The following is a 16,415-nucleotide window of genomic DNA, read 5'->3' on the forward strand; positions in this document are numbered from 1 at the left end:
GATCCAGGCCTTCTGCTCTTCAGTAATAGAACGCTTGATCGGTTGGGTTCTGGTAAACAGCGCCACCGCAGCGTGTTGCAATCCTCCACAGTGCTTTGTGGATCGGGGTTGAGTCGTAGCGCACCAGCTCAGGGAACCTCTGCCTCAGAACTTGAGTTCCTCGCCAGGCGTTGTAATGCGGAATCGATGAATTGACGTGATGGCACACATGGGTTGAGCCGATTCCATGGTGTAGCAGGTTGAGGATTGGTCCGTAAGGACGATCAACCGTTTGCAGTGCTCCCTTTGACCAAGTCCAGGTCTCGTTGGAGAAGTGAGGGATGTCTGCATTCGTGTGCTGCAACCAGGTGTAGGTCGTCAGCCACATGTTGATCACCAGGTAAGGCAGGCCGTAGATGCACAGCACCCGGAGCAGGGAAAACTGCACTGAGGCGATGATCAATAGGGCAACCATGGCGAGCAATCCGAGATTGGATCGCACCATCCACTTGCCGAATGAATTGGGGAAAAGGCGGCGTTTGCCGTTGAAATTCCGCTTGCGATTCCAAAAATGCGAGGTGGGGGAGTCGTAATCTTCGCCACCAGTGGCGCCCAGAAAGAGATAGAGCTGCCAGCCAATCACGAGGTGATTGAAGAGAGAAATGATCCCGAAGAGGGTGGGATTCATTTCCCTCTTCAGCCGCTCGGTGGTTCGTCCCATCGGCGATGTTGACCGTGGCGGGACGTGGGTTTCTCCTTGCTCCAGGTGGTTGCAGTGGGCGTGATGCACTGCATGGCTATGGGCCCAGCTGTAATAAGGCACAAGCAAAATGCTGTGAAGCACAAAACCCACAACACCTTCAATCCGGCGGTTGGGGTGAAAAGCGTGATGTCCGCATTCATGGGCGATTACCCAGCAGCCCATCGCGATGGTGCCGGTGATCACGCCGTAGAGGAGCCAGAGGGGTGCGGCGGCTCCAGAGAGCGGAAGTCGGGTTCCAGTGCCAACGGCCAGCAGGGAAAGGCCAACAGACATGGCCAGACTCGACCATGACTTCGCCGGGCTCAGCTTGGAGAGCTCTGCTGGCAATGCGCTGAGCAGCTCAGCTTTGCTGGGATAGGTGATTGAATCAGCGCTGTCTTCAGGGGCTGTATTTGCTGGTCGGATCGATGTTGCAAATGCCAAATTGAAGCCTCAAGACAAGCGCTAAAGGTTGGCGCTTAAGAATTCCATCATAATTGTTCGGGTTGCGGCCCGTGGAAGCTCTTGAGCCACGCGGGGCTAAAGGTAATTGTTCTGATTTTGTTGTTCAGAATTCAGGCTGAATTTCAAGACCCTTTGCTGGAAGTGCCATTTCTAACAAATGGATTGAGCTTTTCGGCGTTGCATTTCTGGGTTTATTTTGCATTAAATCTTGCCTGCAGGGAGATCGTTGATTTTCTCGAAAGGTGTTCTTTTTAAAATCCATTCTTCGACAGGTTGTTGGCAAATGATGTGCTGTTCAACGATTCTTTTGATCCGGTCGGGTGAAACATCGGCGTACCAAATCCCGTCTGGCCAGACCAAAAGAATGGGCCCTCGTTCGCACACTCTGAGGCAATCCGCTTTGCTGCGCAGAACAATCCCCTCTGGGCGTTCCGTGTTTTCGAGATTCAGTTCACGAACAACGCTCTTCAGTTCATTCCAGGTTTGTGCCCCAAGCGCTGAATCGCAGCATTTGGCTTGGGTGGCGGTTGCGCAGAGCAGGAGGTGATGGCTGATCCGTTGCATGCCTAAGCGGCGAGCGCTCCCATGGGCAAACGGGTGATACCGCGGTTCACCTGTTCCCGCACGGCGGTTCGCGCCCACTGATCCACCCGCAGCACGTCGTCCAATTGGGGCTGGGTCATCAGATCGGGTTTATGTCGCTCGCAGGCGGCCTCGATCACTGTGGGGATGTCGAGGAAGTGAATCTTCTCCTCGAGGAACTGCGCCACGGCTTCTTCGTTAGCAGCATTCATCACCGCAGGCATGGTGCCGCCGGCCCGTCCAGCGGCGTAGGCCAACTCCATGCAGGGGTATTTGGCGGGATCGGGGGCCCGGAAGGTGAGCTGACCAACTTCCGTGAGATCCAGTCGCCGCCATGGCGTCTCCAGGCGTGACGGCCAGCTGAGGCAGTAGAGGATGGGCAGCTTCATGTCGGGCCAGCCCAGCTGGGCCAGCACAGACGAATCCGCAAGCTCGATCATCGAATGGATGATGCTCTGGGGATGGATCACGATCTCGATGTGGTCGTAATCCAGGCCGAACAGGTAGTGGGCTTCGATCACCTCCAGTCCTTTGTTCATCAACGAGGCGGAATCCACGGTGATCTTGCGGCCCATGCTCCAGTTGGGATGACTGGTGGCATCGGCCACGGTTGCCTTTTCAAGGTCGGCGGCTGTCCAGTCTCGGAATGCGCCGCCAGAAGCTGTGAGCTGAATCCGGCGCAGACCCGGAGTGGGCACGCCGGTGGACAGGCGTGCGTTTTCAGCCCAGGGGGTTCCCTGCAGGCACTGGAAAATCGCCGAGTGTTCTGAATCCGCCGGCAGCAGTCGGCTGCCGCTCTTCTTCAGCTCCGGCAGCACCACGGGGCCGGCCGCAATCAGCGTTTCCTTGTTGGCCAGGGCCAGATCTTTGCCGGCGCGGATCGCCGCCAGGGTGGGCAACAGTCCGGCGCAACCAACAATGCCCGTCACCACCAGGTCGGCGCTGTCCCATGCCGCAGCAACGTTGAGGCCGTCAGCACCTCCCACCAGCTGGGGTGCTTCGGTGCCTGAAACGCCAGCGTTCTTCAGACGGTCCTGAAGTTCGGGTAGGAGATCCGCATCCGCCAGGGCAACCACCTCAGGGCGATGCCTCTGGACTTGTTCAACCAATAGCTTCAGGTTGCGGCCGGCCGTGAGGGCCACAACGCGGAACTGCTCCGGAAACTCCTCAGCGATCTGAAGGGTCTGGGTGCCGATGGAACCTGTGGATCCCAGCACGCTGATGGCTTTCATGCTGTTCCGGCAGTTGCAACAAGTCTCCCACCAGGACCGTTGAACGCTGGCAAGCTGGCGGACAGCTTGTGGAGAGCGCATGGCGAAGGAACAGTGGCGATCGGGACTGGGTTTTGTCCTGGCGGCTGCGGGCAGTGCCGTGGGTTTGGGCAATCTCTGGGGCTTTGCATACCGCGCCTCCCAGGGAGGTGGCGGCGCTTTCCTGCTGCTCTACGTGGTCATTGTGCTGTTGGTCTGCCTGCCGGTGCTGGTGGCCGAAATGGTGCTGGGGCGCAGCACCGGCCAGAGCCCCCTGCTCGCGCCAGTGGCGGCAGCCGGTCGCCGTTGGCAGCCCATGGGCTGGCTTTTCGTCTTAGCGGCCAGTGGAATCCTGGCCTTCTATGCCGTTTTGATGGGGTGGACCGGGGCGACGCTGGTGCAGACCCTCACCCAGGGACTTCCGGCGGATATCACCTCGGCGGAAGCCTTTTTCGCCGGCCTCAGTGGCGGCCGCTCCGCCTTGATCGGCCAGCTGCTCAGCCTTGTGGTGACTGCTGCTGTGGTGGCCGCCGGCGTGCGTGGAGGCATTGAGCGGTTGTCCCGTTGGGGGCTGCCGTTGTTGTTTGTGCTGCTGATTGGCCTCGCGGTTTGGGCCGCTGGTCTTGATGGAGCCTCTGAGGGCTATCGCACGTTCCTGCTCCGCTGGGACAACAGCCAGCTTCACGACCCCACCACGATTCGCAATGCCTTCACCCAGGCCTTCTTTTCGATTGGCACGGGCATCGGCTGCATCCTGGCCTATTCGGCTTACCTGAGCCGGCGCGCACATTTGCCGAGGGAAGCCGTAGCAGTGGTGGGGATGGACACCGCTGTGGGATTGCTGGCCGGCATGGTCACCTTCCCCGTGGTGATGAGCTTTGGCCTCCAGGATGTGATCAGTGACTCCACCCTGGGCACGATCTTCATCGCCCTGCCCACGGGCCTTGGCTCACTTGGCCCCTCAGGCCAGCTGGTGGCGGTGCTCTTTTTTGCGCTGGCCTTAATTGCTGCGATTACCTCAGCGGTGTCGCTGCTGGAGGTGCCGGTGGCGTGTTTGATCGATCGACTGGGGTGGAGCCGGTCCCGGGCCGTTTGGGTGTCCACGGCGTTGATCTTTGTGGCGGGTCTCCCGGCTGCCACCTCCATGGAGGTTCTTGGCTGGATGGATTCCATATTTGGGGGCCTATTGCTGATTCTGGGGGGCTTGCTCCTGGCCTTGTTGATTGGTTGGGTGCTTCCATCTCGCTTCCAGGAGGAGCTCAGCCACTCGGGGAGCCCTGTCTGGCTGCAGCGCTTTCTGCTGGTGATGCTGCGCTGGATTTCTCCGCCTGTGATCGCTGTTGGTCTGGTAGTCAGCGTGATTGATCTGATCCCCAGCTGAAGGAATTGCCTTGGCCGTGCCTAAGGCTGATCAGAAGAATTGAGCATGGATTCCATCTTGCGAATCCTCTGCAGCATCTTGTCCCAGACCTCCGCTTTCCAGGATTGCTCCGCATCGGCCGTGGACTCCGCCAACTGCTTCTGAGCCGCGAGCTTTGCCTCGAGATCCTCGCCGGCATCGAGGGCCTTCATCAGCTCCATCTCGAGCTTGGCGGTTTCCATGAAGTTCAGCTTCTTCAGCCAGAGCATGGGGAGCGAAAGCATTGGGGTTCAGTCTGCCGGGATCAGGCGCGGATCCACTCCGTCACTCCGCCAGGTTTGTCGATTAGCTCCACCCCTTGGGCGGCGAGCTCATCCCGGATCCGGTCGGCTTCCGCGTAATCCTTCGCGGCTTTCGCTGCCTTGCGAGCCGCTATGGCCGCATCGATGGCGCCGTCGTCAAGGCTGGAGGCCGCTTCGGCTTCCGAGCGCAGTCCCAGCACCGCCGCCAGGTGTCGCAGCAGCTGCCAGCGCCCCTCAAGGTCACTTAATTCCGGCTCAGGCAGGGCGGCGTCTTCCCCCCGTTCCAACCGGTTGGCGAGGGCCCGCAGGGGCTTGGCCAGATCGAACAGCACAGCCAGTCCGCCCGAGCTGTTGAGGTCATCGTCCATGGCGCTGATGAAGCGTTGCTCGAGCTCCACCAGAGCGGTGTCGGCTAGACCTCCATCGGCCGTTATTGCCCCCTCTGTGAGAGGTGCGGCCGAGCTCCAGCCGAGGCTGTCGCCGTGGCGATCGCCAAGGTTCAGGGCTGCATTCAGACCCTTCCAGCCGGTGGCTGCGGCTTCAAGGGCATCGGCGGTGAAATCAAGCGGTTTGCGGTAATGGGCCTGCAGCACAAACAGGCGCAGGGTCATTGCTGAGACGCCGCTTTCCAGCAGCGCACGGATGGTGGTGAAGTTGCCGAGCGACTTGCTCATCTTTTGCCCGCCGACATTGACCATGCCGTTGTGCATCCACACCCTGGCCAGGTCCTGACCGGTGGCGGCTTCGGATTGGGCGATTTCGTTTTCGTGGTGGGGGAACACCAGGTCGGCCCCACCCAGGTGGATGTCGATCGTGTCGCCGAGTTCCGCCCGCACCATGGCTGAGCATTCGATGTGCCAGCCGGGGCGTCCCTCACCCCAGGGGGAGGGGAAGCTGGGTTCTCCGGCTTTGGCCCCTTTCCAGAGCGCGAAATCGAAGGGGTGCTGCTTGCGGGCCTCTTCGGCATCAGCCACGCGCCCGGCGGCGTTGTCCTGCTGTTCGCTCAGATCGCGGCCACTGAGCTTCCCGTAACCGGCATGTTTCATCACCGCGAAATACACATCCCCCTCAGCGCTGTAGGCCGCACCCTTGGCTTCCAGTTCGCCGATCAACGCGCGGATCCCATCCAGGCATTGGGTGGCGCGGGGCATCCGGTCGGGCCGCAGGATCCCCAGATCGTCCATGTCCTGGTGGAAGGAGGCAATGTTTCGCTCGCTGACCTCTGTCATCGAGGAGTTCTCCTCGCCGGCCCGTTTGAGGATCTTGTCGTCGATGTCGGTGAAGTTCTGAACGAAGGTCACCTCGAGACCGCGCCAGATCAGATATCGCCGTAGCACATCCCAGTTGATGTAGCTGCGGGCATGCCCTAGGTGGCAGAGGTCATAAACCGTCACGCCGCAGCAATAAATGCTGGCTTTGCCCGGTGTCAGCGGTGCGAACGGCTCGGTGCGGCGGGTGAGGGTATTGGTGAGCCGCAGGGACACAGCCATTCAGAAGCTGCGGCTGAGGCTACGGCCTGTTCGGCTGAGCTTATTTCGCCTCCATCCAGTTCGCGCCGACGCCGGTCTCCACCACCAGGGGAACACTCAGCTCAACGGCCTGTTCCATGGTCTGCACCACAAGCTCTCGCGTGACCTCCAGGGCGTCCGGTGCCACCTCGAGTACCAGTTCGTCGTGCACTTGCAGCAGCAGTTGGGTCGGTAGGCCCTGACGCTGCAGGGCGTCTTGCAGCTGCACCATCGCCACTTTGATGATGTCGGCACTCGACCCCTGAATCGGGGCGTTGGCAGCGGCCCGCAGTTGCTGTGCCTCCATGCCACCGCGGCGGGCCACATCCAGGTCGATCTCCAAGGGGTCTTTGCCCAGCAGCCGACCCAGGCCGTTGCGATCGAAGTGGAACGGTCGCCGGCGGCCGAGAATGGTTTCCACGTAGCCGCGGCTGAGGGCGAGCCGCTCCTGCAGTTCGAGGAAGGCGAACACCTTCGGGTAGCGCTGCTTGTACTTGGCCAGGAACTCCTTGGCTTCGCCCTGGCTTACGCCGGTTTCCCGGGCGAAGCGTTGGGCTCCCATGCCGTAGATCACACCGAAGTTGATGGTTTTGCCGAGCCGGCGTTCGTCCGGGCTGACCTCGTCTTTGTCCAGCAGCAGCCTGGCGGTCAGTGCGTGCACGTCATCGCCGCTGCGGTAGGCCTCCTGCAGCACCTCTTCGCTCGAGAGGTGGGTGAGGATTCGCAGTTCGATCTGGGAGTAGTCGGCGCTGAGCAGGGTCCAGCCCTCCTGGGGCAAGAAGGCCTTGCGGATGCGCCGGCTGTACTTAGTGCGCACGGGAATGTTCTGCAGGTTGGGGTTGCTGCTGCTCAGGCGCCCAGTGGCCGTCACTGCTTGGTTGAAATCGGTGTGCACCCGCCCGGTTTCCGCCTCCACCAGCTGCGGCAAGGCGTCGATGTAGGTGCTCTTGAGCTTGCTGAGCACCCGGTGCTCCAGCACCAGTGGCACTACCGGGTGGTCGTTGCCGAGTTTCTCCAGCACGGTGGCATCGGTGCTGAAACCGGTTTTGGTGCGGCGGGATTTCTTGCGATCCAGGCCAAGGGTGTCGAACAGCAGCTCTCCGAGCTGCTTGGGCGAGGCCAGGTTGAACTCCACTCCGGCGGCTGCTTTGGCGTCGGATTCCAGTCGCTGAAGGGTGGTGCCCATCTCCTCCGAAAGGCTCTGGAGATAGGGCACATCAATGCGGATGCCGGTGGATTCCATCCGGGCTAGCACCGGTTCCAGCGGCTGCTCCACCTGCTCCAGCAGCGGCAGCAGTTGGGGGCCCATGGTCTTCAGTTGACGGCGCAGCAGCAGGGCAAGCCGGCGGGTGACGTGCACGTCCATGCCGCAGTACAGGCTGGCGGGTTCCAGCGGCACATCGGCGAAGGTTTGCTTCTTGCCCACCAGATCGGTGAAAGCGGTGGGCTGGAAGCCGAATTCACGTTCGGCCATCAGCTCCAGGCCATGTTTTGCTGCGGCATCGCGCAGGTAATCGGCCAGCAGCGTGTCGATCACCACGCCCTCCAGGGCAATGCCATGCCGCAACAGGATCAAGCGGTCATATTTGGCGTTCTGCAGGGTCTTGGGGTGGTTGCTACTGGCCAGCCATGGAGCTAGGGCGGTGAGCACGGTTGCCAACGGAAGCTGCTCCGGGCTGCTGTCTTCGCTGCCTTTGTGCCCCAGGGGGATGTAGGAGAGCGCATCCAGGGCTTCTCCCCAGCAGAGGCCGATTCCCACCAGTTCAGCGCGAAACGGGTTGAGGTCGGTGGTCTCGGTGTCGAAGGCGACAGGCATGTCGCTGTCGGTGCAGGTCATCAGCTTGTGCACCAATGCGTCCAGGGCCGTTTCGGTCTGGATCAGCTGCGGTTTCAGGGCCGGCAGCCCCACGTCGTCATTGGATGCCGGCTCGGTTTCGGCCTCGGCAGCTGGCTGTTCCGAGCTGGCTGAGCGGCGGATGGTCTTGGCGGCAGCGGCCTCCGCATTGGCCCCATAGCCCCCTTCCGAAAAGGCCGCCACAAAGCCCCCCACCTGGCGCAGCAGGCTGTTGAGCTCGAGGTCTTCCAGGCAGCTGCTCAGGCCATCAGCATCCACCGACGACAACGGCAGGCTGGGTTCCTTGGGCAGGGGAACATCCACGAGAATCTCGGCCAGCTTGAGGGAGAGGTAGGCGTTGTCGCGGTCGGCGCGCAGCTTTCCTTTTAATGCACCTTTGATGGCTCCCTTACTGGCTTTCGGCCCTTCTGCTTCCACCTGCTCGAGGGTGGCGTACACAGCATCGAGGTCGCTGTTTTCCTTCAGCAGGTTGATGGCTGTTTTCGGGCCAACACCACGTACGCCGGGGATGTTGTCGGAGCTGTCACCGGTGAGGGCCTTGAGGTCCACCACCTTGTCGGGCATTACGCCGAGCTTGCCGAGCACCCCCTCTTCTCGGATCAGCATTGGACCACTGCTTTTGGCGTAGGGCCCGCCGCCCATGTAGAGCACCGCGATGTCGCGGCTGTCATCCACTAGCTGGAACAGGTCGCGGTCTCCCGAGAGGATCCGGACGCCCCATCCCGAGTCGGCCGCTCGGTTTGCAAGGGTTCCCAGCACATCGTCGGCTTCGTAGCCCGGTGCCATGCAGAGGGGGAGCTGCAGGTGCGTTTGGAGGATCTGCTGCAGCTGTTCGAGGTCCTGGAAGAACACCTCAGGTGCCACCTCCCGATGGGCTTTGTAGTTGGCGTCAGCCTTGTGGCGAAAGGTGGGTTCGGCCGTGTCGAAGGCGATGGCAACACCTTCGGGCTTCAGGGATTTGCTGTTCTCCAGCAGGGCTTTGAGAAAGCCGTAGGTCACGCTGGTGGGTCGACCGTCTTTGGTCGCCAGACCCCCTTCTCCTCCTTTGCTGAAGGCGTAGAAGCTGCGGAATGCCAGGGAATGGCCATCCACAAGCAGCAGGAGGGGCTTGGCGGTGGCCTCGGGCATGACTTCGGTGGAGACGTGGGTGGATCAATCGCGGCGATCAGCCCAGGGGGGCAGATCGATGAACACGCGAGTGCCTGATTCGAGACCGTTCAGGATCGCAGTCTGGTCGCCGCTGCTGTTGCCCAGTTCCACCGGCTGGAAACGTGGCTTTTGCTTCTCATCCACCAGCAACACGCCAGGCTTGCCGTCCTCCATCACGATCGCCACCGTGGGCACCAGGATTTTTGGTGCACTGCGCCCGGTCTGGAAATTGATGTCGGCGGTCATGCCGATCTTCAGTTCTTTCTGCGGGTTGACGAAGTTCAGCCTCACCTCGAAGGAGGTGACGTTGTTCTCTTTCGCAGCGCGGGGGGCAATTTCATTTACCGTTGCCTGGAATCGCTGATCGGGGAAGGCATCCACCCGGATTTGGGCGTTCTGGCCGGTCACGATTCGGCCGATGTCGCTTTCCGGAACGCGGGCTCTCACCTCCAAGCCTTGCGAGAGCTCAACGATCGAGGCGCTGGTGGCACCGGCTGTGGCCGAGGCAGCGGTGGTGGGGGTCACAAACGACCCCGGTTCGGCGTAGCGAGCTGTGATCGTTCCTGAGAAGGGGGCACGGATTGTTTTTTCGCGGCTCTCCTGTTCCAGTTGCTCCACCCGTTCTCGGGCTGCAACCAGTCCCGCCTGTCGGGCCAGCAATTCGTAGCGCGCATCACTGAAGTCATCAGCGCTGATCGCGCCGCTGGAATACAGCTGGTCGCGACGCTCGAAGTCCTCCCTCTTGTTTTGGTAATCGGCTTCGGCCTGGCGCAGCAGAGCCTGCTTCTCCTGAAGCCGATCATCGAGATCGCCACGATTCATCACCGCCAGCACCTGCTCTTTATCCACTACATCCCCTTCATCCACCTTCAGCTCCGCCAGCAGACCCTGCTTGCGCGGACTCACGTTCACCTTCTGCTGGGCCTGCAGTTCGCCGCTGGCGGTGATCACCCCAGACAGCACGCCGCGTTGAGCGGTGGTGGTGAAGGGCTTCAGATCCCGTTGACGGTTGCTCCAGGGCCCGAAACGCAGCAGTAGCCCACCCCCGCAAAGGGCCAGCACCAGCAATCCCACGATCGCGGCTTTGGGCCGTTTGGATCGTGCTTTCGCCACTGAGGCCAGTTCTGCATCAGGCGATGGGGATGAAGGGGAGCGCAAGGACTGCCGCATGGGCCCACAAAACTTCACAACAGTCTTGCCGTAGGCCGGTAGATTCCGCCGATGCTAAAAGCCGGAATTGTCGGATTGCCCAACGTGGGCAAGTCAACTTTGTTCAATGCGTTGGTAGCCAACGCTCAGGCGCATGCTGCCAATTTTCCGTTCTGCACCATCGAGCCCAACGTCGGCAGCGTGGCGGTGCCCGATGAGCGACTGGTCCGGCTCACAGAACTAAGCAAAAGCCAGGACACCATTCCGACTCGGATGGAGTTTGTCGACATTGCTGGTCTGGTGAAAGGCGCGAGCCAGGGCGAAGGTCTAGGCAACAAGTTTCTGGCCAACATCCGTGAGGTGGACGCGATCGTTCACGTAATCCGCTGCTTCGAGGACGATGACGTCATCCATGTTTCAGGGTCAGTGGCTCCGTCGCGGGATGCGGAGGTGATCAATCTGGAGCTGGGTTTGTCTGATCTGGCTCAGATTGAGAAGCGCCGGGAGCGTCTCAAGAAGCAGATGCGGACCAGCAAAGAAGCGCAGGTGGAAGACGCTGCTCTTGAGCGTATTCAGGCGGTGCTCGAGAACGGTGGTGCGGCCCGCAGTGTCGATTTGAACGATGAAGAAGCGGCGATGATCAAGCCCTTGGGGCTTTTAACCGCCAAGCCGATCATCTACGCCACCAATGTGAGTGAGGACGACCTGGCTGAGGGCAATGCCTTCTGCACCGAGGTGGTTGAACTGGCCGCCAAAGAAGGTGCCGAAACGGTGCGGATCTCTGCCCAGGTGGAAGCGGAGCTGGTGGAGCTGGGAGATGAGGAAACCGAGGACTATCTGGAAGGTCTCGGTGTGACGGAAGGTGGTCTGCAAAGCCTGATTCGGGCTACCTATCGTCTGCTTGGTCTGCGCACCTACTTCACTACCGGTGAAAAAGAAACAAGGGCCTGGACCTTCAAGGCTGGGATGACGGCTCCGCAGGCTGCAGGTGTGATCCACACCGATTTCGAACGAGGCTTCATCCGTGCTCAGACCATCGGTTGGGAAAAGCTGCTGGAAGCAGGCTCACTGGCGGAAGCCCGCAACAAAGGATGGCTACGTAGTGAAGGCAAGGATTATGTGGTGGATGAAGGAGATGTGATGGAGTTTCTGTTTAACGTTTAGTCAAAGCATTTGATTGCCTAGACATTCCCTCTAGAGCTCTTTGATTTTTCAAGAGTGCCTGATTGGGGAAATATCATTTTGCTCTAGTTGGTTCGCCTAGAGCAAACCTGGAATGCACTTGTATCCCTTGAGGAACTTGCTCAACTTTCCACCCTTCATGATCTCATTTCCAATTTTCTCGCACTGATGCAGGGATTTCACTGGAATTAGTTCGATCTCCTGGGTGATTGTCCTCAGAACCAGGTAAGCCGCCTTCTTGCGCTCTACGTGAGCCATCAATGACCATTCATCATGCTGAGCGGCTCTGGCAAGCGGCGTCAGCATTACGGCGAGCAGCATAGCCGTAAACCATTTCATTGAGCGATCTGATCTTGCTTTTACGGTGCTGTGGTTAACACAGTTTGGCTGCTGATCATTCCTTGGAACGTCCATAGAGAGTGAGCATCTTGTTCCCTGGTTAAGATACCGAACAACAGTAACACCCTCGTTGAAGCTATAGATTTAAAGCCAAAGTGCAGAAATTGGCAGCGTTCAAGACTATTCATTTTCGGCTATAATCAATTATATGAGCTAAATGATTTATATGTTTATGCCATCCAGCTCTTTATCGCTTTGACGAATTGAACTGTTGATTTTTTATTTTCATTCGTGACTCTAGCAAATCTTGACTTTATTTTTTGACTAAGGTCTCGATATTCTGCGCGGGTTCTTGATATTTTATTGCACAAATAAACATATTCTGAATCTGAGCGAGCGATAGGAGCTTCTTTTATGTCCATAAGCTCGTAAAGTCCTTGCACAATCTGAGTACGAGGCACATCTTCTGGCTTCGATATAATCGGAATTCCCATACTTAAAGCATCAATAGAAGTAGTGCCACATCCCACATGGATTGGATCAAGAACTACATCGACGCATGAAAGGAGGTTGAAATAATCAACAATATCCATATGCACAAATGATTTGCATTGCGATAAAAAAGTTGGGGCATCCTTTTTCCATCTTTCAAGAAGAAGGCCATGAGGCTTAGTATTCTTGCCTGTAAGAAGGAAAATTGAATTGCTATCTTGTTGTGCTATTTCTTCTAATAGTTGATCCCAATCTGGGTGAAATTTTATAGGATTGTGCAACAGTCCAAATATCTGCGCACCTTCAGGCAAGTTAAAATTACTGCGATTGCCAATACAAGTCGCCAATGATATATCAGTAATGCCGTGAGGCATACCCTTTAGCTGAATCAGTTTTTCACTGTATAGCTTATACGAATTTGTTGTTTCCATATATTCGCTTGATATAAAATAGTCTACAGTTGGAATGCCTGTAGTGATAAGATTTCCAGGCAAAACAACCTGAGTCGCTGCAATTCTATTATGCGCCAGGCAGTAAGGCACAGGCGAAGAAAAGATTTCCGTATAAACCAGAACTTGAAGACTTAAGTTTTTTAGAATTTTAACTGAATTCACCAAGTTTGACGATATTTGAGTGACACATGTGGAATATTTTTCAAGTTCAGTGCAATCCTGATTAGCTGCATTTGGACCCTTGATAATGACGACTTCTAAACCACTTTCATGACAACTTTTGACGATATTAAAATAATGCCTGAAGACAACATGACCACTATGTGTATTGTCAAAGTAAAAGCCCACCCTTTGAGCACCAGCAGCAAAAAATTGGGATTTTTGGTGCTGGCTTATTTCAGTCTCCTCTGATTCTAGACTTTCTGATACTTGCAGCCAAGGGGAAACTAATTTACCTAGATCTTCCAAGAACTGTTTGTCATTTTTGCTATTTTGATATGGCAACATAAACAAACCTAGGTTTAAAAAATTGTCTACAGACTTTTCTTTCTTTGAGTCAAATATTGATCTCGCATTGTCCATATATTCTGATCGCAAAATAGATACTTCATCGACATGATTGACAATATATGGAAAACCCAATCTTGCCCGGCATTCATTCTCAATGCTCGGATTGTATTCAAATGCTTTTTTGTAAGCATTAACTGCTTTATCGTAATCTTTTAAGTATGAATAAATACTGCCTAGGCTTGTGTAAGCATTAGAATTCCTAGGATTTATATCTAACGAGCTAAGAATTGAAGCCAAAGCTTGATCAAAACTACCGATAGCTTTATAAATTAAGGCCAAATTCATATGAGCATTTGAATTATCAGAATTTAATTCCAGAGACTTAAGAGTGAAAAAAATAGCTTCATCAAGGCTGCCAAGATCTCTATGAATATTGCCTAGGACCAAGCAAGTAGTATAATTTTTTGGATTTAACTCAAATGATTTTAAGGCATAAAATAATGCATCATTAAGGTCTCCTAGGTCTATATAAATGCTTGCACGAGTCAATAAGGCAAGATCGTTGTTAGGTTTTAATTCTGAATATTTAAGAATAGGGGGGAGAGCGCGCTCTGGAGATCCGAGTTTTCTATAAATTACAGCCAGATTCATCAGCGCATCCGGATTATCCGGCTTTATCTCTAAGGATTGGATAGTGCATTTAAGAGCTTGGTCAAGTTTGTCAAGTCCTGTATAAATTACGCCCAAATTTAAAAGAGTATTGTGGTTTTTAGGTTCTAATTCCAGTGATTTAAGAGTTGAACTAAGTGCTTCGTCAACACGACCAAGCTGTTTAAAAATACTGCCTAAGTTACCAAGAGCAATTGAATTATCCTGCTTCAGCTTTAAGGATTTCAGTGTAAATTCTAAAGCTTGTTCAAGCCTGCCTAAATCTTGATAGATACCACCCAGGTTCATCAGGATTATTGGGTCTAAGGGTTTAAGCTTGTAAGACTCAAGAGTAAGGCAAAGAGCTTGCTCAAAATCTCCTAAATTCTTGTATATTAATCCCAAGTTAGTATAAGAATTTGGGTGTTTAGGGCTTATTGCGATTGCTTTCTTAAATAGCAAAATTGCTTCATTTATTCTGCCGCTATTTTTATAAATTAGCCCTAGGTTTGAATAAGCACCAGGCTCCAGCGAACCTAACTCTATTGCCTTTCTATACTCTTTTTCAGCACTTTTAAGACTTCCTTTTGAATGGTAGTCAAGTGCTTTTTTGTAAGAAGCCTCTCCGTCTCCGCCAAGGCAGGCCTGCGATTTTTCATCGCATTTTTTAATATATTTATTTCCAAAACCTACCATATTTTTCAAAAACATTAATCACTGCCAATCTATATCTTACCTATCCAATAGTCAAGCCGCAGTAATTGTATAATCTAAAAAGCCAAAAAACTTGTCTTGTTCATTGTCCCCAGTAGGGGGCGTAAATAAAGTTTACCCACTCAGTGTAGTCTTTACTTTGTGGGTATTTTGTCTTGTGATTATTGCTCTGTCAAGCTTCTCCTGGCGACAAAGTGCTAAATCGGTACGTTCTGCTGCTCCTTCCGTTCCGCCGCAATCATCACTTGTCTTTAAAGGTGAAAGTGTTCACTTCCAATTGCCAGTATGAGCAAATCTAGTGGCTACTGATCATTCCTTGGAACATCCATAGAGAGTGAATCTCTGTTCCCTGGTGAGATTGATTGGTACGAAAAAAGTGAAGGAGCTCTTCTTCAGTATTTATCTTCAGGATCTAACTGAGAGATGGCTTTCTCTTGGCCCTCGGATGGTCTTTATCGTCTGTCGTCAGTCTTATCGATGTTGTTGACCTGAATCGCCCGCCAGAGCATCAAAGCGTTGACGTTCCGGCGGGGCGACATCCTTGCCTGTTTCTATTACCCCGTAGCGCGGCTTGAGCTTGCGCAGGGTGGGGAGCACGACCAGGCAGGCCCCACCCATCAACAACCAGAGCAGAAGGCCATTGTTTTGAAGGTCGAGCAATGCTCCTCCAGCGAGGGGGGCCACGATGGCGCTGATGGCGAAGCACTGGGAAAACAGCGCCATCGCCAACCCCCGGTGTTCTGGTGGTGTCTCTTCAATGACGGCTTCTGTGGCCGTGGGCAGGAACGCGGCCTGGGCGAAGGCCATCGGCAGCAGGGCAGCCAGCACCAGGATCGTTCCGTTTTCGAAAAGCGAGGAAATGGCAATGAGGCTGCAGCCCAGACTGAATCCCACCAGGCTCAGGCCGAGGCCGAAGGCCACGCTTCGCTCCGCCAGCCAACGGCCCACAGGCCACTGAAGGCTCACCAACAAGGTCAACTGAAGGGCGATCAGGGCACTGCTGTGGCTTTCGCTCAGGGCCGGTCGCACCAGCCCGCCGCGCACCAGATCGAGGGGAAGCGCACTTTGCTGAAGGGCCAGGATCCCAGTGGCTACTACACTTATCAGCAGCACCGGCAGCAGTGGAAGCAACCAAGGCAGCGGGTCCTTTGGCGGTGGCTGATGACCAACCGGCGCTGGGCTGTTGCCGCTGAGGTTGCGATAGGGCGGACCGTCCTGGAGAGGAACAAGGCTTATCAGCATTAATACAGCGCCCATGCACATCGTTTCAACGATGTACACCGTCCTCAGCATTCCCAGGGTGGCGGCAGCGGTTCCGATCAGCGTGCCGATGCCGATGCCGAGGGCATCGGCACTGCGCACTAGGGCGTAGCCTCTCCCGGAGGGAAGGTTGCCGCAACTCAGGGGGACTGCTAATTCGATGGCAGGCCAGTACAGACCCGCCGCGCAGCCCAGCAGCAGTTGTCCGAGGAGGTAACTGTTGTAGTTGTCGGCCTGCAGCAGGATCAGATCAGCTGCAATGGCTAACAGGGTTGTGCCTCTCACCGGCCAGGAGCAGCGGATGCCGCGATCGAGCATTGCACCGCTCAGCAAACGCACCACCGTGCCGATCAGGGCAGAGACGGCCAGGCCGCTTCCCACTTCACGTGCTGAGAAGTCGATCGCGTGAAAGATCAGCGGCGTCATGAACATCACTCCTCCGGCACCGATGGAAGCCAGGAACCTCAGTCGGGTGAC

General features: G+C 55.9%; 12 protein-coding genes. 2 read left to right on the top strand and 10 right to left on the bottom strand.

Annotated elements, in window-relative coordinates; all coding sequences use genetic code 11:
• Positions 1–19 precede the first annotated feature (19 nt).
• The 3 genes from FZX09_RS00110 to FZX09_RS00120 form a co-directional block, all read right to left on the bottom strand.
• Complete coding sequence (locus tag FZX09_RS00110; protein ID WP_226399080.1) at positions 20–1,165, bottom strand: fatty acid desaturase; 1,146 nt, start codon at positions 1,163–1,165, stop codon at positions 20–22.
• 222 nt (positions 1,166–1,387) lie between these two features.
• Positions 1,388–1,750 carry a ferredoxin gene (locus FZX09_RS00115; protein ID WP_226399081.1) on the bottom strand — a complete coding sequence of 121 codons (363 nt, stop codon included), beginning with the start codon at positions 1,748–1,750 and terminating at the stop codon, positions 1,388–1,390.
• Between the two features lie 2 nt (positions 1,751–1,752).
• The gene (locus FZX09_RS00120) at positions 1,753–3,000 is read right to left on the bottom strand and encodes a 1-deoxy-D-xylulose-5-phosphate reductoisomerase (protein ID WP_226399082.1); all 1,248 of its coding nucleotides are present in this window, start codon (positions 2,998–3,000) and stop codon (positions 1,753–1,755) included.
• 79 nt (positions 3,001–3,079) lie between these two features.
• Here FZX09_RS00120 and FZX09_RS00125 point away from each other — a divergent pair, with 79 nt between their 5' ends.
• On the top strand, positions 3,080–4,399 hold the full coding sequence (locus tag FZX09_RS00125) for a sodium-dependent transporter (RefSeq protein ID WP_226399083.1): 1,320 nt from the start codon (positions 3,080–3,082) through the stop codon (positions 4,397–4,399).
• Between the two features lie 20 nt (positions 4,400–4,419).
• Here FZX09_RS00125 and FZX09_RS00130 read toward each other — a convergent pair whose 3' ends face one another.
• The 4 genes from FZX09_RS00130 to FZX09_RS00145 are packed head-to-tail and all read right to left on the bottom strand — an operon-like array spanning position 4,420 to position 10,362.
• The gene (locus FZX09_RS00130; protein WP_226399084.1) at positions 4,420–4,662 is read right to left on the bottom strand and encodes a hypothetical protein; all 243 of its coding nucleotides are present in this window, start codon (positions 4,660–4,662) and stop codon (positions 4,420–4,422) included.
• A gap of 20 nt (positions 4,663–4,682) precedes the next feature.
• Positions 4,683–6,164, bottom strand: a complete 1,482-nt coding sequence (gene cysS / locus FZX09_RS00135; protein ID WP_226400285.1) for a cysteine--tRNA ligase — start codon at positions 6,162–6,164, stop codon at positions 4,683–4,685.
• 46 nt (positions 6,165–6,210) lie between these two features.
• Positions 6,211–9,171: a DNA polymerase I gene (gene polA / locus FZX09_RS00140; protein ID WP_226399085.1), complete on the bottom strand. Its 2,961-nt coding sequence runs from the start codon at positions 9,169–9,171 to the stop codon at positions 6,211–6,213.
• Positions 9,172–9,195: 24 nt separating this feature from the next.
• Positions 9,196–10,362, bottom strand: a complete 1,167-nt coding sequence (locus FZX09_RS00145) for an efflux RND transporter periplasmic adaptor subunit (RefSeq protein ID WP_226399086.1) — start codon at positions 10,360–10,362, stop codon at positions 9,196–9,198.
• Between the two features lie 51 nt (positions 10,363–10,413).
• On the opposite strand from FZX09_RS00145, the gene ychF reads away from it, so the two are divergent.
• Positions 10,414–11,505: a redox-regulated ATPase YchF gene (gene ychF / locus FZX09_RS00150; protein WP_226399087.1), complete on the top strand. Its 1,092-nt coding sequence runs from the start codon at positions 10,414–10,416 to the stop codon at positions 11,503–11,505.
• A gap of 96 nt (positions 11,506–11,601) precedes the next feature.
• Here ychF and FZX09_RS00155 read toward each other — a convergent pair whose 3' ends face one another.
• From FZX09_RS00155 to FZX09_RS00165, 3 genes are all read right to left on the bottom strand, one after another.
• Positions 11,602–11,844 (bottom strand): hypothetical protein, encoded by a 243-nt coding sequence (locus FZX09_RS00155; RefSeq protein WP_226399088.1) that lies wholly within the window; start codon positions 11,842–11,844, stop codon positions 11,602–11,604.
• Between the two features lie 248 nt (positions 11,845–12,092).
• On the bottom strand, positions 12,093–14,675 hold the full coding sequence (locus FZX09_RS00160) for a tetratricopeptide repeat protein (RefSeq protein WP_226399089.1): 2,583 nt from the start codon (positions 14,673–14,675) through the stop codon (positions 12,093–12,095).
• 474 nt (positions 14,676–15,149) lie between these two features.
• Positions 15,150–16,364, bottom strand: a complete 1,215-nt coding sequence (locus FZX09_RS00165) for an MFS transporter (protein WP_370624133.1) — start codon at positions 16,362–16,364, stop codon at positions 15,150–15,152.
• Positions 16,365–16,415 lie beyond the last annotated feature (51 nt).

The organism is Synechococcus sp. MU1643, from assembly GCF_020514095.1.
Classification (GTDB): Bacteria; Cyanobacteriota; Cyanobacteriia; order PCC-6307; family Cyanobiaceae; genus Parasynechococcus.

Bases quoted from the DNA above. Each gene is read 5' to 3' on its own strand.
- FZX09_RS00115 (WP_226399081.1), bottom strand. From the start codon at position 1,750: ATGCAACGGATCAGCCATCACCTCCTGCTCTGCGCAACCGCCACCCAA.
- FZX09_RS00120 (WP_226399082.1), bottom strand. From the start codon at position 3,000: ATGAAAGCCATCAGCGTGCTGGGATCCACAGGTTCCATCGGCACCCAG.
- FZX09_RS00125 (WP_226399083.1), top strand. From the start codon at position 3,080: ATGGCGAAGGAACAGTGGCGATCGGGACTGGGTTTTGTCCTGGCGGCT.
- FZX09_RS00130 (WP_226399084.1), bottom strand. From the start codon at position 4,662: ATGCTTTCGCTCCCCATGCTCTGGCTGAAGAAGCTGAACTTCATGGAA.
- polA (WP_226399085.1), bottom strand. From the start codon at position 9,171: ATGCCCGAGGCCACCGCCAAGCCCCTCCTGCTGCTTGTGGATGGCCAT.
- FZX09_RS00145 (WP_226399086.1), bottom strand. From the start codon at position 10,362: ATGCGGCAGTCCTTGCGCTCCCCTTCATCCCCATCGCCTGATGCAGAA.
- ychF (WP_226399087.1), top strand. From the start codon at position 10,414: ATGCTAAAAGCCGGAATTGTCGGATTGCCCAACGTGGGCAAGTCAACT.
- FZX09_RS00155 (WP_226399088.1), bottom strand. From the start codon at position 11,844: ATGCTGCTCGCCGTAATGCTGACGCCGCTTGCCAGAGCCGCTCAGCAT.
- FZX09_RS00160 (WP_226399089.1), bottom strand. From the start codon at position 14,675: ATGTTTTTGAAAAATATGGTAGGTTTTGGAAATAAATATATTAAAAAA.
- FZX09_RS00165 (WP_370624133.1), bottom strand. From the start codon at position 16,364: ATGACGCCGCTGATCTTTCACGCGATCGACTTCTCAGCACGTGAAGTG.